Origin of the sequence: Lentzea albidocapillata, assembly GCF_000719115.1 — a bacterium.
Taxonomy (GTDB): Bacteria; Actinomycetota; Actinomycetes; order Mycobacteriales; family Pseudonocardiaceae; genus Lentzea; species Lentzea albidocapillata.
On sequence record NZ_JOEA01000034.1, the window covers coordinates 50,897 to 65,460 of the forward strand.

Annotated in this window: 18 protein-coding genes; 9 read left to right on the plus strand and 9 right to left on the minus strand. The window is 64.5% G+C overall.

The features are described from left to right. The first annotated feature begins 48 nt into the window (after positions 1-48). Positions 49-633 (plus strand): TetR/AcrR family transcriptional regulator, encoded by a 585-nt coding sequence (locus IG04_RS0139840; RefSeq protein ID WP_030481942.1) that lies wholly within the window; start codon positions 49-51, stop codon positions 631-633. Positions 634-787: 154 nt separating this feature from the next. Here the strand turns inward: IG04_RS0139840 and IG04_RS0139845 are convergent, their stop codons facing one another. Continuing rightward, complete coding sequence (locus tag IG04_RS0139845; protein WP_211257901.1) at positions 788-967, minus strand: hypothetical protein; 180 nt, start codon at positions 965-967, stop codon at positions 788-790. 90 nt (positions 968-1,057) lie between these two features. Further along, positions 1,058-1,249, minus strand: coding sequence for a hypothetical protein (locus tag IG04_RS0139850; protein WP_051771834.1), 192 nt, complete (start codon positions 1,247-1,249; stop codon positions 1,058-1,060). A 123-nt stretch (positions 1,250-1,372) separates the two neighbouring features. Here IG04_RS0139850 and IG04_RS46985 point away from each other — a divergent pair, with 123 nt between their 5' ends. Further along, entirely contained in the window at positions 1,373-1,738 is a 366-nt protein-coding gene (locus IG04_RS46985; protein WP_144065222.1) for a hypothetical protein, read from the plus strand. A gap of 17 nt (positions 1,739-1,755) precedes the next feature. Here the strand turns inward: IG04_RS46985 and IG04_RS0139860 are convergent, their stop codons facing one another. Genes IG04_RS0139860 through IG04_RS47455 form a run of 3 tightly spaced genes read right to left on the minus strand, consistent with a single transcriptional unit; the run spans position 1,756 to position 3,039 of the window. Further along, positions 1,756-1,980, minus strand: coding sequence for a hypothetical protein (locus IG04_RS0139860; protein WP_030481946.1), 225 nt, complete (start codon positions 1,978-1,980; stop codon positions 1,756-1,758). 11 nt (positions 1,981-1,991) lie between these two features. After that, a complete protein-coding gene (locus tag IG04_RS0139865; protein ID WP_030481947.1) occupies positions 1,992-2,420 on the minus strand; it encodes a hypothetical protein in 429 nt (142 codons plus the stop codon). Positions 2,421-2,478: 58 nt separating this feature from the next. Beyond that, entirely contained in the window at positions 2,479-3,039 is a 561-nt protein-coding gene (locus IG04_RS47455) for a hypothetical protein (RefSeq protein WP_159460436.1), read from the minus strand. Positions 3,040-3,042: 3 nt separating this feature from the next. Here IG04_RS47455 and IG04_RS0139875 point away from each other — a divergent pair, with 3 nt between their 5' ends. After that, complete coding sequence (locus IG04_RS0139875) at positions 3,043-3,741, plus strand: LbetaH domain-containing protein (RefSeq protein WP_159460437.1); 699 nt, start codon at positions 3,043-3,045, stop codon at positions 3,739-3,741. A gap of 98 nt (positions 3,742-3,839) precedes the next feature. Beyond that, on the plus strand, positions 3,840-4,958 hold the full coding sequence (locus tag IG04_RS0139880; RefSeq protein WP_169746038.1) for an acyl-CoA dehydrogenase family protein: 1,119 nt from the start codon (positions 3,840-3,842) through the stop codon (positions 4,956-4,958). A 27-nt stretch (positions 4,959-4,985) separates the two neighbouring features. Here the strand turns inward: IG04_RS0139880 and IG04_RS0139885 are convergent, their stop codons facing one another. Further along, on the minus strand, positions 4,986-5,504 hold the full coding sequence (locus IG04_RS0139885; RefSeq protein ID WP_245815951.1) for an NUDIX domain-containing protein: 519 nt from the start codon (positions 5,502-5,504) through the stop codon (positions 4,986-4,988). 244 nt (positions 5,505-5,748) lie between these two features. Between IG04_RS0139885 and IG04_RS44660 the strand changes: the two genes are divergently transcribed. Continuing rightward, on the plus strand, positions 5,749-6,663 hold the full coding sequence (locus IG04_RS44660) for a helix-turn-helix domain-containing protein (RefSeq protein WP_051771841.1): 915 nt from the start codon (positions 5,749-5,751) through the stop codon (positions 6,661-6,663). Between the two features lie 43 nt (positions 6,664-6,706). On the opposite strand, the gene IG04_RS0139895 is transcribed toward IG04_RS44660, so the two are convergent. The 3 genes from IG04_RS0139895 to IG04_RS0139910 all read right to left on the minus strand — a co-directional run bounded on the left by IG04_RS0139895 (position 6,707) and on the right by IG04_RS0139910 (position 9,794). Further along, entirely contained in the window at positions 6,707-7,516 is an 810-nt protein-coding gene (locus IG04_RS0139895) for a hypothetical protein (protein ID WP_144065226.1), read from the minus strand. A gap of 40 nt (positions 7,517-7,556) precedes the next feature. After that, positions 7,557-8,606: a hypothetical protein gene (locus tag IG04_RS46990; RefSeq protein WP_144065227.1), complete on the minus strand. Its 1,050-nt coding sequence runs from the start codon at positions 8,604-8,606 to the stop codon at positions 7,557-7,559. Between the two features lie 105 nt (positions 8,607-8,711). Next, a complete protein-coding gene (locus tag IG04_RS0139910; protein ID WP_030481955.1) occupies positions 8,712-9,794 on the minus strand; it encodes an exonuclease domain-containing protein in 1,083 nt (360 codons plus the stop codon). Between the two features lie 247 nt (positions 9,795-10,041). Between IG04_RS0139910 and IG04_RS0139915 the strand changes: the two genes are divergently transcribed. From IG04_RS0139915 to IG04_RS0139935, 4 genes are all read left to right on the plus strand, one after another. Further along, positions 10,042-10,869 (plus strand): hypothetical protein, encoded by an 828-nt coding sequence (locus tag IG04_RS0139915; protein WP_144065228.1) that lies wholly within the window; start codon positions 10,042-10,044, stop codon positions 10,867-10,869. Further along, a complete protein-coding gene (locus IG04_RS0139920; protein ID WP_051771844.1) occupies positions 10,869-11,657 on the plus strand; it encodes a hypothetical protein in 789 nt (262 codons plus the stop codon). Before IG04_RS0139915 ends, IG04_RS0139920 begins: the two co-directional genes overlap by 1 nt. Positions 11,658-12,089: 432 nt before the next feature. Next, complete coding sequence (locus IG04_RS0139925) at positions 12,090-13,463, plus strand: hypothetical protein (protein ID WP_211257902.1); 1,374 nt, start codon at positions 12,090-12,092, stop codon at positions 13,461-13,463. Positions 13,464-13,716: 253 nt separating this feature from the next. Beyond that, complete coding sequence (locus IG04_RS0139935) at positions 13,717-14,481, plus strand: hypothetical protein (protein WP_030481959.1); 765 nt, start codon at positions 13,717-13,719, stop codon at positions 14,479-14,481. Positions 14,482-14,564: the final 83 nt, after the last annotated feature.

Below are 14,564 nucleotides of genomic sequence, written 5' to 3' on the forward strand. Positions count from 1 at the left end.
CGGGGTCACGGCTAGCGATGACTAGCTGATTCGACGAAGGAGGCCTCCGTGCCCGCTGCGACCACCGCACGCCTGGCGGAGATCCGGCTGGCCGCGCTGGAGCTGTTCACACAGCGAAGCTACGAGGCGACAACGATGGCCGACATCGGCGCGCGGGTGGGAATGCGCGGGCCCAGCCTGTACAAGCACGTCGGATCGAAGCAGATCCTGCTGGCGGACATCATGGTCGCGACGATGGACGCGCTGCTGGAGGGACACGACCGCGCGATCGCCGGAGTCGACGAGCACGTGGATCGGCTGCGCCGCGCTGTCGAGGCGCACGTGCGTTACCACGCTCGCAACCGGCTGGAGGCGTTCGTCGGGAACCGTGAGCTGCGCAGTCTGGAGGAGCCGCACCGGACCGCCGTACTGGACAGGCGAGCCTCCTACGAGCGGTCTTTCCGCACGTTGATCGAGGACGGAGTGGCAGCCGGCCGGTTCCGCGTCCAGTCCGCGAAGCTGGCGTCCTATGCGATTCTCGACCTCGGAATGGGCGTGGCCACCTGGTACCGCGAGGACGCCGAGCTGACGGAGAACGAGGTGGTCTGGCAGTACGTCGACTTCGCGCTCCGGCTGGTAGGTGCACATATCTGAGGGCGCAGCCGCACGCCGTCAGGAGGATCGTGGGTCACCGCAGAACTCCTGCGGTCGTCGGCGACGGTGCGCCCGGAGTGCTTGTCGCGGAGCGACTCAGCGCGAGAGAGGTCATCGCGGTTCACGCTCGCGTTCATGCGCCAGCCACGAACGGTCAGTCGTCCGTCCCCGCGACGAGGGACTCCAGCCGCAGCTCGGGATGCAGGCGCCGCATCACGCCCAGCGCGGTCGAGTCGACGAACAGGGCGAGGTCCACTCCGTCGGTGCGGGTGAGCACCTCGCTGCGGCCGGCATCCACGACAGACCGCTGCCTGGGGTCGGCCAGGCGGCGCACGACGGTGTAGGGCAACGGTGCTGTGGGCGGCTGGGAAAGCGACCGAAACGCACACCTACCCGGCCTGACGGCCGCAGCCGCGTACTCGGTTCAACGCTTCGTCAGCGCCCAGAACGGCACCAGCTGGTCCACCACGTAAAGCTTGTTCCGGCGGCCGTCGGCATAGCCGATTTCGTAGTTCGCGACGCCGAGCCACTCGCCCTCAGCACCGGGTAAACGCCCGTGGATCACTCCCTTGGCCGTGCCGGTCAGGTCGAGGCCAGTGGGAATGACGCGCCTCACGGCACCAGGCGGAGGGGCGAACAGGCTGTCGAGCTGAACCGTGCGGCATTTCTGTGTTGAGCGTGTCGACCTGCCGCAGGGTGGCGATCGGCGGACCTCCGCCACCTGCGCGAGGGTGGAGGCATGACCAGATCTCGCGATGCGAAGCACCTCGCCGACGTGACGTCGTTGGACGAACACCGGCGAGGCCGTCCAGCCGATCTCTCGTCGATCGCGACAAGGCCAACGCCCACTGATGAGCGCGAAGAACGTTTGACCAGTCATGCGCTGTCTGTGATGCGAAGCCTTGAGAAGGAGGTGGGCACGAGGGCTCTCTACATCGCCTGCGAGATGCTGAGGGACCCCGAGACCGACCACATGGCGCGCGTGCGTACCGCCGTGCCTGAGGTGGCCGAAGCAGCCAGGCGGTTGCTCGAACTGATCGGCATGCACGAGCCGCCGCCACCAGAGTTGCCGCGGGCGGAGCCTTTCGAGCCGAAGATGACCTGACCGGACCTCGTCGGCAGCTAGCTGGCTTTCTTGCGAGGCGGTTGGTTTCGGCGCGCTTGTTGCCGAGCGCGCTCGCTCTGGTCATAGGTCAGGAACTGGTGCGTCAGCGTCGCACGAAGTGTTGGATCGGCGATCTTCAACCGTTGGACTCGTTTGTCGGGCCGTGAGTGGCAGGCCGCGTACTTGATCAGGTCGACTGCGTCCACGTTGTACCGAAGTGCCAGCTCCGCCAACATGATCAAGCTGGGAACTGTCAGGCCCTGCTCGTAGTTCGAGAGCGTTGCGCTGGAACGGGTGTGGCCTTCTCCGCTTCGAGAAGACTCCAGCCGCGATCCGAGCGAGCCTCGCGCAGTGCTTTGCCAAGAGCGACCGGGTACGGCTGTCGCTCAAGGAAACGCCCGTAGGCGACGTCGATGTCTAGCCCTCGCTCCTCGACGAGATCTCGTAGCGTCGCGTCGTCTGCCAACTGCAGCAGGGAGCGCGCACGGACAACGCTGGCCTCGGGCAGCTCGAAGTAGTCCTGGGCCGGGTACTTGTCGACGTCCACTCGCCGTGCCACCAAGCTCATGGTGGTGAAGCGCCGGATCTGCTTCAGCACGTCCTCGGCCCTGAGGTCGGTCAGTTCGACCAACCTCGTGAACGTCACTTCGTGGTCGATTCGCTCCAGCATCGCCGTCAGCACTAGACCACCTCGGCGGTTCCAGGAAAGGCGAGGATCGGCAGGACTCGATCGACTAGCTTCATCGGCCCTCTCCTGCCTCGCGCGGAACCGTTGGATCCTGGTTGGGTATCTCGGCGCAGCGCAAGGCTTCGCCGAACCAGGCTGCATGTCTCTCCAGCTTTCGGGCCGCAGCAGCAACCAGGACGACGAGCACCTCGAACTTGCCTTCGCCGTGCAGGACGGTGATGGCAGCCTCAATCGCGGCAGGGTTTCCTGTTGCGTACGCGGAGACGAGAACCGACGCGGCTATCACATTCTGCTGCCACGCTTGACGATCCTCGTCATCGAGGTCGTCGGGGAGGGCGAACGACATCGGGAACCTGACCGGTGACCGCAGCTGGTCACGAGGCACGCCGTCGAGCAAGACCTTCGCCATGAGGCCGGCGGCTGAGACCAGGACCTGTTCGTCATCATGAGAGACGATGAGGTCCAGGGTCTGCTCAACGAGTTCTGGTTCAGCCTTCAGCTGGTGCCCCACCGCGCGCAGGCACAAGCTCGTCGCGTCCGAACTCCACCGGCAGGCCAGGAGATGACCGCGGCCGAGCTGGACCGCGAAGGCTTGCTGCACGTCGACCGTCATGTCGTGATCAGCAGGTACGCGATCTTCATGCCGTTCGACGAGCTGGGCATGCCACGACCGGTCACGATCCAGGCTGGAGCTGTGGTCGGTCCGTTCGCCGTTGTGCACGGCGGAGCCAGGATCGGTGAGCAGGCCCGGATCGAAGAGCACGCGGTCGTCGGCAAGCCCGAACTTGGCTACGCCGTCGGGAAGCTTCGCCCAGGCACCGGCGCCGACACGGTGATCGGGCCAGGGGTGACCGTTCGGTCCGGCGCTGTCGTGTACGCCGAGGTGGAAATCGGCGTGAACTCGCTGATCGGACACCACACGTTGCTGCGCACCGCCGTACAGGTCGGGGCGGACACCCAGCTCGGCCATCACCTCACCGTCGAACGCGAGACCCGCATCGGACGTGACGTGCGCTGTTCGCCCGGCTCGCACATCACCAGCTCGACGGTGCTGGCCGACAAGGTGTTCCTCGGCGCAGGCGTCCGCACCATCAACGACAAGACGTTGACCTGGCGTGACCCGAGCCGGGAACCGGTCCTCATGGCTCCGCGGTTCGAGGCCGGCGCCAAGGTCGGCAGCGGATGCGTGGTCATGGCAGGGGTCACCGTCGGAGAAAAGGCGCTGGTCGGAGCCGGATCCCTGGTCACCCGCAACATTCCGGCTGGTGCCCTCGCCTTCGGTCATCCCGCACGGGTTCATGGGGAGGCATCGTGACCGGCGAATCCGCGAGCAAGGCGATCACAACCTGGCTGGAGCCGTTGCGGCCCGTACTCGACCCCTGTGAGCGGATGAACTGGGCCAGACTGACGGCGTTGGGCGATGAGCTGGACCAGGTGCTGGCAATCCATCCAGTGGGCGCGGACCTGCCTGCTGGAATCGAGCGCAGCCGCCGGCTTGGTGCAGTCCGGCGGGAGCTGGCCGCTCGGGGCCGCCCGGACTCGACTGGTGAACCAGCTCTCTTCCAGCTCTTGGCGCAGTTCATCTGCGGCTACTGCGACGTCGACCTGCGTGACGCCACCGGACTCGGGCACGGAACCCTGATTGCTCGCCATGGCGGCCTCAAGACCCGGAAACGGTGGCTCTCACGGCTCCGGGCAGGCGAGCTCGCGGGGATCGCCGTCACTGAACCGCATGGCGGATCGAGGCCGGCAGAGACCCGCACTCGCGCGGTTGTGGGAGAGGACGGCACGTGGTTGGTGAGCGGGTGCAAAACCTGGATCAGCCGCTTGACGGAAGCAGCCGTCTTCGTGGTGTTCTTCCGGGCTCCGGACGGGCAGTTGGCTGCCGCCGCAGTCGACGCAACCCAACCAGGTCTGCACCGGCGGCCGATCCCGCCGACCGGACTGGCCGGCTGGACGTGGGGTGTCCTCGAACTCGACGCCGTCAGGGTTCGTCAGGAGGACGTGCTGCACGGGAATGGAATGGCCCTGCTGCGCGAGCACTTCGCCGGGTACCGGCCGCTGGTCACCGCTACCGCTCTGGGAGGTGCGGGCGCGGTCTTCGACGCCGTTGTCGAGAGGTTGTCCGCGCGGCAGGCTTCCGGGGAGCTGTCACGCCTGCGAGATTCAGCGTTGATCAGCCTTGGCAGCGCGCACGTTCAGCTCGTGACTTCTCTGCTCGGCACCGTTATGGCTGCCGGCTTCGCCGAAGCCGGCCATGTCGAGGCGGAGCTGTGGGGCGCGGCGACGAAGGCCCATGGCATCGACACCGCCAACTCCGTCGCCGGCGAACTCGCGTTGTTGCTCGGGGCGTCAGGCTTCCGTGCTGATTGTCAGACGTCCAAGACCCGCCGCGACTTGAGCGGCTTGCTCTTCGCCGACGGCATTCACGACAGCCTCTACCGAACCGCGGGGAAGCACCACGCGGCAGGTGAGAGCCCGGTGGTTCCCACTCCACGCGCTCGGTTGGAGCCGGTAGCGATGACCGCGTAGCAACGCGTACAGGGACAGCGGGTCTGATCAGGCGACGCGCTGTCCCTGTTCGCACAACGCGGTCGTGCCTTGCTCAGCGGCGCGCAACGCGGCGACCAGACGGTCCGCGAGCAGAGGCTTCAGCTTTTCCCGTGCCTCGGCCATGGTGTGGAACCCGGCAGAGAGGATCTCGCCGTCCGGGAACACCATGCCCACCAGTTCGGTCTCGTCGAGCACGCCACCGTCGAATACAAACACCACGCCCTCTGGGCGAGAGTCCTGCGGGCGCACGTAGTCCACCACCAACAGGCGGCCCAGCGGCCGTTCCCATCCAAGTTCCTCGGTGAGCTCACGGGCCGCGGTCTCCCACGGCGACTCGTCAGCCTCCACCGCACCACCAGGAATCTCCCAGTTGGGCTTGTACGACGGCTGGAGCAACAACACCCGGCCTGCCTTGTCCCGGAACAAGACCCCGGCTGCCATGCGCTTTTTAGGCAAGCTTGCGACGTACTGCTCCACAGGGAGCACTTCGGTGGCGGCGGGTGCTGCGGAGTCCGATGCGGTCACCTGCGGCACCCTAGCCAGCGCCGCGGATCGCGGTTGTCGCGGGGATTCCAAACTGCTGTTCGAGGACCGAATCACCCGATCGAGGTGGAGGCTCGGGAAGGTTCTGTTGTCACTGATCAAGATCCGCCAGTGCGCGATTCTTGCTAGATCGGTGCGAGATTCGTGAGCTGGTGCGGTCTGCTGAAGGCGATGTTGGCTGCGCAGCACTGACCGAACACTCTCCAGCAACTGCAAGGAAAACGCGATGCCTAAACGGGACTCCACTGCGCAGGGCCGTGAGTTTGGGAAGAGTCTTCGTGACGCGATCCGGCGCACGGGCTTCACATCGCGTGAGCTCGCCGACAAGTCCGGGTGGGACGAATCCAAGCTCTCGAACGTGATCAACGGCAAGGGTGGTGCCACGGAAGTCGAGTTGGCCGTTCTGTTCGGATTCTGCGGTTTCGACCCTGACGAGCGCGAACACCTGTTCCTGCTCGCGCAGACCGTGAACAGCAAGAGCTGGTTGCAGAACCACGACGGTCGACCGATCCGCCGACGCACCTTCGAGGAGAACCTCGTTCTGGCGAAGGAGCTCATCTGCTGGCAGGCACACGAAGTGCCCGACCTGCTCCAGACCCCTGCCTACATGCGAGCGGTGATCGAGGCCTCGCTCGACGAGTCTTCAGAAGACCTGGAACAGCGCGTAGCGGCTCGGCTGGAGCTGCAGAAGGAGCTGCGTCAGAGGAGGAATCTGACGTGCGCGTTCTACATCCACGAGTCTGCACTCCGTCTGCCTGTCGGCGGACGTGACGTGCTGGTAGAGCAACTGCACGAGTTGTTGCGGTTGTCTGTGCGAGACAGCATCAACATTCAGATCGTGCCTGCGGCGGTAGGAGCGCACGCTGGGATGAAGGGACCGTTTCTGCAGCTGAACTTCCACGCGTTCAGGTCTCTGGTCTGCGTTGAGCAGGAGAACTCAACGCTTTTCCTTGAGGACAAAGTGCAGGTTGACGGCTACAGCAACATCGTTCGGCCGCTCAGCAAGTGTTCTTTGGACGAGGAGGCGTCGAGGGCGCTAATCGCACACCTCGGAGAGGCGCTCACGGCTGAGGAAGGCGTCGGTTGCTTTGGGCCCCGGTTGCTTCCATGTGAGGGTCAAGCCCCTGGTGGGATTCGGTAGGGCTGGTCGAAGGTCTCCTCCCTCGTAGCGATCCACTTCGGGATCACGTACTCACACTCTCGACCGTTGCCACGCGGTTCGGACCGGGATGTCCGACACCGGGGACGAACGGAGCGTCGTAGCTGAGGTCGAGCTGCGCGAAGCCACGCTTGCCACCGCGAGCTGGATCATTGTCGGCCAACACGAGCTGCATAGTGCTCTCCCTGCCGCGCCTGTCTTTCGCGAAGTTGCGCAGATACTCGTAGGTGCGATCGACGACTTCGCGGTCGGCTCCCACGGAGCCGATTCCTTCGCGAGGTGAGTCGATGACGAGCAGGTTCGGCAGAAGGGTCGCTGGGTTGCCGCAGCTGTAGTTGAGCAAGGTCAGGTGGTAGCCGATATTGGTGACGGTCTTGCGTCCGCCGGAAACCGCGAGCTGGTTGAACGCATGGCCGTCGATGAACGGGCTGTAGTCCGCCGGATCTATCCGAGCGTCGGTGTAACCAGGTAGGCCGATGTGTCCGAGGACCTCGTTGAACGCGCGGGTGAGATGCCGGGCGATCAACGCCCTGCGGTCGATCAGATCGGCGTTAGCTTCGGTTAGCAGTTGGTCCAGCTCTTCGAGCTGTTTGGTCAGGCGCAGCTTCTTGTTCTCCAGGCTGCGCAGTTCCCTGAGGTCGTTCTGCCGCGGCAGCAAGGCGGCGAGTTTGGCATTGGCCTCGTCGAGCGCCGCGATGGATTTGACCTTCTCGTCCTGCTTCGGATGGAGCCGCGTCTTGCGGTGATTCTCTTGCGCAGTCAAGGCTTTGAGCAGGCCGTCTGCGGCAGCGTTGAGCTTGGCGTTGGTGGTTGTGCGGCGGGTTTCGGTGTTCACGACCTTCTCGCTCAGCGCCTGCAGTTCGCGTTCGATTCGCTCACTTGCAGCGCCGGCAGTGACTGAGCCCGATGCAACCATCTGGTGGTCTTGCAGGCACACGGGACATTGGTCCGCGGCGACCGGTCGGGCCAACGTTTGAGTGCAATGTGGACACCGTATGGGCGCGGGGGCGAGCTTGCGCATGCGCTTCAAGGACTTCTGCTTGGTACTGACAGAGTTGTACAGCTGGCTGAGCTCGGTGCGAAGGACGGCTTCCTCTTCCTGCGCCGTCGCCAACGTCGTCTTTGCGCGGTCGACTTCTTCGGTCAACGCGAGATCTGCGGCTTCCTCCGGCACGAGCCGCGCGGTCGCAGCCTCGACCTGACGTGCGGCCTCGCGGATCGTCTGCTCGCACACCAGTTGCTCGCTGAGCAACTGCTTGCTGCTCGGTGACGTTCTTGCGGTCAGAAAGGAAGCCTTTGATCGCGCCGAGGTTCTGTTGCAGCTGATTGAGCTGTCGGTTGATCCGCTTTCGTTCGCGACGGCGGTCTTCCACCTCCGGCATGTACGCGCCCAGTGCGACGTCCAGGGCGAAGACCGCTGACTGACCCATCCTGTCGCCGTCGTCTCCGAGCAGCTGGTTGGAGATCTTCGTCTGGCGGAGGTAGGTCAACATCTGGATGTCCTGGAACGTCAAGATCGGCTGAGCTCGTCCGCCTGGCTGCTCAAGCTGTGGATATCCCATGGTCGTCATGAGGAAGTCGGAGACGGTCTGGCGGTCGCGGGACGCGTTCGAAGGCAGGAACAGCGGCGACTCAGCGCCTGCTTGGGTCACCTTGACCGCGCTGGAGCCGTGCGTCACCGGTCGTTCCAGCAACAGGCGTTGTCCGTTGATGCGCACCTGCACGCGAATGTGGGTGACGTTGTCACGGACGGCGGGCATTAGCGCCGCGGGAACGCCGAAGGGATACCAGATGCACTCCAGGAGGCTGCTCTTCCCAGTCCCGATCGGTCCCTGCACGCGGAAGATCGACGAACCGAGCTTCCGCGTGTGCCACTCGCCGCCGACACACAACTCGACCTTCTCCACCACGAAGCCGATGCCCACGCCGCACCTCCGTCGCCTGAACGACAGCGGAACGTACAGGGCGGTTGGTGTTCACGATCGGGTGACCCGATGAGCTGGTGTCGATTTGCTTGGGGCAAGCCAGGATCAGCGCTTGTACTCAGCGTCGTAGGAGCGTTGTAGCTCGGCAGCGCGCTGCTCGTCGCAGGTGAGTCCTGGTTGTTCGGGATCGCATCGCAGTCGCAGCAGACGTGAGCGGATGGCAGCAGGCGTCCGTCCGTAGTGCTCGGCGATCTCCTCGCGGAGCGGTTCGGCCAGTTCCACAGGGTCGGCGTTCAGCCACAGATCGCGAAGCGCCGCTTCCAAGTCGGGGGTCCAGGACGCGTGCGAGTTCGCTACCCCGCCGGGGCGAGGTGGCAGGCGGCGGCGCGTGCCTTCGGCTGGGGCCGTCGTCTCGGGCAGGAAGGGCCAACTGCTCGCAGCAGCTCGTGTGTCTGTCGCGCGGGCGCGCAGGCGATCGGCACCTGCCGTGTCGCCGCGTGCCGCAGAGCCGGCGGCTGCTCGTTCGAGCTTGTCGGCGTGTACGACCTGGCTGTCGCGAAACCAACGGGCTTGATACCGATGCAGTACGTGCGGAGGAACCTGGCCGACTTCCTTCGGGAAGGTCGTGGACAACCGCCATGCCAGGCGGGCCGTTGCCTTCGCGTCGCCAGCGCTGCTGTGAGCATTCTCCAAACGCACCTGATAGTGAGCGCATAGAACGGAGAGTGTGCGCTTGTCGTCGCGTTGCGGGTCCAACTGACGATCGATGCACAGCGGGTCGACTACAGGACCGCTGAGCGGAAGGCTGCGGCCGTGATACCGCTGGAGTTCGGCGTCGAGCATCGTGAGATCGAACGCGGCGTTGAACGCGCACAACGGCGTCGTTGGTGTCCAGACCTTGGCCAATAGCTTGGTGACTTCGTCGATCACTTCGGCGGCGTTGCGGCCCTTCGCGCGGGCCTCCTCGGTCGTGACGCCGTGGATCGCGGTTGCGTCAACAGGGATCTCAACGCCCGGATCGGCCGACCATTCGTAAGTGTGGACGTCAGGGCGCTCGCCAGCGGAGACCGGCGTGATGGTGATGATGGCGGCCGTCACGATCCGGTCCTTGCGAGGATCGACGCCGGTCGTCTCCAGGTCAACCGCGACGAGCGGTCCGGTCGACCATGACAGTACGGGTTCAAACATGCGCGCAAAGTAGCGGCGAGGTCTGACACTTTCGCGTTTCTGCAGGTCACCGCAGTCTTGCTGAGATCGCCTTCTGAGGAGATCGGGCGGGGAGATCACACGCCTGAAGGCGGTGACGCTACTACTACCTGGCGCTCGCCGACAGAGAAAAACTTTTCGGACGCGTATCACTCCATTCTCCTACGACGATGAAACGGCGCTCGAAAAACTGGATGAGGCGCCGCTCAACGCGAGGGGGAGTGTGCGCTTGTCGAAGCAGAGGCGATTTCCGGAGGCCAGAGTCGAGGCGCTGCCCGACATGGTGGTGGCTGCTAGAAGGGCAGGGCTCTACCGCTGTTCTGGTCGACCAGACGAGTCCGGGCCGGACGGGCACCCGCCCATGTTCCGCGTGCGCGAGGACGAGCTGCTGGTCGGCGTCAATCGGTTCCTGGCGCACGAGGTGTTCGGTCCCTACCGGCGCAGCCTGTTCGCGGCCGGAAGGGCAGATCAGGAGCAGGCGGCCGAGAAGGACCGTGAGGACCAGATCGCAGTGGTGGAACGAGCGCTGCGCGAGAACCGGACGAGGTCGACCAACCTGCTTCGCAGCCTGGAGGTCGCCACCGAGGTGACCGACGAGTTCGTGCGAGACGTGAACAACAGGCGTGTCGAACTTCAGGCCGAGCGGACGCGGCTGGAGGGCCAGCTGGCGGCCTTCGAGGACCAGGTTCGTGAGGCTGTGAACCCTGAGTTGCTCGACTGCCTGCTCATCACCGGGGTCGACCTCGACCTCTTGCCCGACGAGGTGTCGCGACCGTTGTTCGAGGCACTTCGGCTAGAGATCCACTACGACTATGAAACGAGGACTGCCGTGTGTCGCATCACGCTGACCGGAGACACGGTCGGAGCAGCAGAAAGGGCCGCAACCGAGGCGGTCGCGGCCCTTCCGAAGCAACGCTCTGCTCGTAGTGAGCAGGTCTGCGTGGTGCCCCCGGCAGGGCTACACACAGACGGTCCCGCGTCTGACCAGCGGATTTCCAGCGGCATGCTGGTGATCGAGGGCAGCTTCCTGGTTGATGATCCTGGAGGCGGTGCCTGATGGCCAGCGCAGGGCGCATCTCGGTGACGGGCCCAGACGTTGTCGTGCAAGCCGTCACCGTGATCATGGGGACGGTCGTGGGCCTCACCTTCTTGTTCGGCTTCGGCAACGTGCTCAATCTGGCTCTTCGGTTGGGGGTGCCGGTCTGGGTGGCGCCACTCGTCGCACCGGCGGTCGATCTCTCGATCCTGGGCCTACTGCTCGGTGCGCGGCACCTCGCACTCACCGGTGCCTCCGCCGAGGTGCTGCGACCGGCGCGTTGGCTGCTGATCTTCGCGAGCGTGGTCACGTTGGCGTTGAACGTGGCGGACCCGCTCGTTGCCGGGCAGTACGGCAAGGCGGCGTTCGATGCTGTTGGGCCGCTCCTCTTGATCGGCTGGGCCGAGGTTGGTCCCGGATTCCTGCAGGCGATCGGTGCGGCCAGTCGGTCGGCAGCATTCGCTGGTCCTGACGGCGTCCGTGTCGAGGGGCCAGTGGACGGTTCGGTGCGATCCGACGTCAGGTACGGGGATCCGTGCTTGTCGGAGGATGGTCGACGAGTGTCTCGTGGCCGTTCGCCGAAGAAGCTCCTGGAGCAGGCACGGCACGAGGACGCGGCTCATCGCGCGGCCCACCATAAGCCGATATCTGCTGACACTCTGCGAGTTCGGTTGGGGATTGGAGCCGCGTCAGCTCGACGGCTCGTCAAGATCGTTCGGGCGGAGTTCCAAGCAAAGGGTTCCTCGGATTCAAGAGACAACGCGTCCACGGACCAGATCCAGAACGTCGATGCGACCTTGGCCGCGTGACTTCGGTCCGTCCACCGCGCCTCGGTGACGGGAGCCCGCGATCACCACAGGAAGACCGTCGCTTGACGGCCGGTGTCCGGCGTGGACGGCGCCCGTGATGGGAGCGGCTGTCGTCGACGAGTTGGGAAGAGCTGTATGAGCAGCATGTTGATGACGATGAGCTGTTGGCAAAGGCTAGGCGTGCGAACGCTCGGCATTGGCTAGACCACAAGCGACCGATCTCTGCCGAGACGTTGCGTCAGCAGCTCGAGATCAGCGCTGATAGGGCTCGCGAACTCGTGCTGGTCGTTCGCACGGAGCTGGCGCACCAGCTGAGTACCGTCGTGACGCCCGCGTCATCAAGGACCACTGTTCAGAGGTAGGGCGGGGCGAGCAGGCCATATGCCGTCTAGCGTTTATCCTCCGCTCGACTTGATGTGAGGGAGGGGCTCGGTGGCGGACATGGAAACCCAGATCACGCAGGTCTGGAATCCAGACACCAGACCGCTGGTTGAGGAAGCGTGGCGCTGCTACAACTCAGGTGCTGTTCGCGCAAGCATCGCCACGACGTGGACAGCGGTCACTGCGGACATCATCACGAAGCTGATCCAACTCGCTGACGGCGGCGACGTCAGCGCGGTCGCGTTCCGCACGGAGATTACCAACGCGCAGGAAAAGGGCATCACGCCAGATGGCGTTCGCGCGATGCAGAACATCGAAGCCGCCCTGCTGGCGAAGGCAACCGAGTTCGAGCTGATCGACTCGATCGGTCAACGCGAGCTCGAACGCATCCGAGAAGATCGCAACCTGTGCGTGCACCCGTCACTTCGGAGCTTCAGCGAGGTTTACGAGCCCCACCCTGAAGTTGCACGTGGGCACCTCGCGGTGGCGCTAGCAACGCTGTTGACTCATCCTCCGACGCAGGGAGGGAGAATCGGTCAGGCGTATCTCGACTACACCTGCGACCCCTCCTTTGTGCCGGCTGTATCTCATATCCAGGCCAACTTCTACGACCGCGTTCGTGCGACCGCGCGCACGAACATCGTCAAGCTCGCCGCGAAGCACGCCCTGCGCGAACTTGATACCGGCGGTCGCCTGCCGAACATCGAGTACGCCAACAGGTCTGCCCTAGTGCTGTACGCGTTCGCCCAGCGTGACAGGGAACTCGTCCGTTCTGCGGTGGCCGGGCAGCGCATCCATTTTCAAACGCTGGAGGGCGAGGTACAGCTGCGCGCGCTCGTTCGCCTCGGCGATCAGGACTTCTTCTGGGATCTGGTGGACAGGCCGCTGTGTGAGCGGCTTGAAGGCTTGCTGACCAGGACCCTCGGCGCTGAGAGCTGGGAGCCTCTGCGCGCGGATATCGCAGCCAGCCTGGCGACCGTCACCAGCAGCTACACGCGAGCGCGGATACCAGCGCTTGAACAGCGCTTTGCGACACTTTCCGAGCTGCATCGGATGAACGTGGTCGCAACGCGGCCCCACCCCTACTTCGTGCCTGTGGTGCTCAAGTTCCTCGCTGAGGCCGGAAGCTGGCGAACTGGAGAACAGGCCGGACAGCTTCTAGTCCAGCACAGCTTCTTCCTGAGGATCGAGGATCTTCAGACAGCGTTGACGGCGTGGGCGAACAACTACGAGTGCCGGACCGCCGCGCAGATGCCCGACCTAGCTGTGGCGCTCTTCCGCAACACCGCTTCCCTGGGGGCAGAGCAGCCTGCGGCGTTCGTCTCTTTCCTGGCCAGAGTCCAATCACTGGCAGAAGTGGGCGATAGCTACTACCGGTACCCAAGCCTGGAAGCGGCGTTGCGCGCTGAGGGGCATATCCAATGAGCAATCGCTGCTGTCGAGGCCCAGTGTGACATCTCGCCTCGCGACGACTCCGTAAGCAGCGCGCGACGTACGAGCAACGCCTAACCCGCAACGACTTCGTCACCGGAGATCTTGACCTGGCCTCTGAGTTCGTTGACGCTGACGGAGTGTTGGAGAGTCACCGGACCGTTGACTACGGCAGCAAACTGCACGAAGCCATCCACTATCTGCTCAAGGCCATGATCGGCCGACCTGTCGCCGGGGCGCCGTCGAGATGAGCGACGTCCCCCTCGTGCCGAGCGGCAACCGTGACAAGTACGAGGAACTAGCTGCGGACGCGCCGCCGGCGAACAACGGCGAACCCTGCCGCAACTGCGGCGCAGCGATTCCCAAGACCGCGCATCCAGTCCATCGCAAGCGCCACCTGTGCAGCCCGCGTTGCAACGACCTGGTCAAACGTCGACACAAATACGCTCTCAACAAGCAGGAGGCGCGGAAGCAGGAGCCTGCCATCCCGCCAGAGGATGTGCTCCGATTCGAACCACTGTTCACCGCAAGGAAGCGTGCGCCGCGGGTGTTCTGCACTGATTCTCGCGCTGAGTTCCGCTACGAGTTCACCCTGGGAGCGCCGATCGAGGGCGACGTTGTTGAACGAGACGGTGCTGTCACGCGGTACTTCATCACCGATGGGCTGTTCGTCGCCTACAGCGACAACACGGGTTCGTTGTTCGTCCTCGGATGCCAACCGGGCACCACCATCAGCGCGTACGACTACTGGACCACCCTGCACCACCGCGCCTTCCTGGAAGACGGAAGCAAAGTGGGCCATCTTCAGGAGTTCAGGCACGACGGTCGTTCGTGGGTGTGGTCGACTGAGATCATCCGCGACCTAACCGCAGATGGCGACGATGTCACTTGGCGCGCGGTCGTCTGCACCAACGAACCGCGGTCACGTATGTGGGCGCCGGCGTACCTCGCGAGATCGCAGCGCTACGACCGGACCACGAAGGCGGCATCAGCAGCCTGTCAGCGCTCATGAAATTCCGCAGGTCTGAGGGGTTTTCGCTCACGTAATTCCGCAGGGCGTCGCTCACGTAATTCCCCACCGGGAGGGTGAGCGTG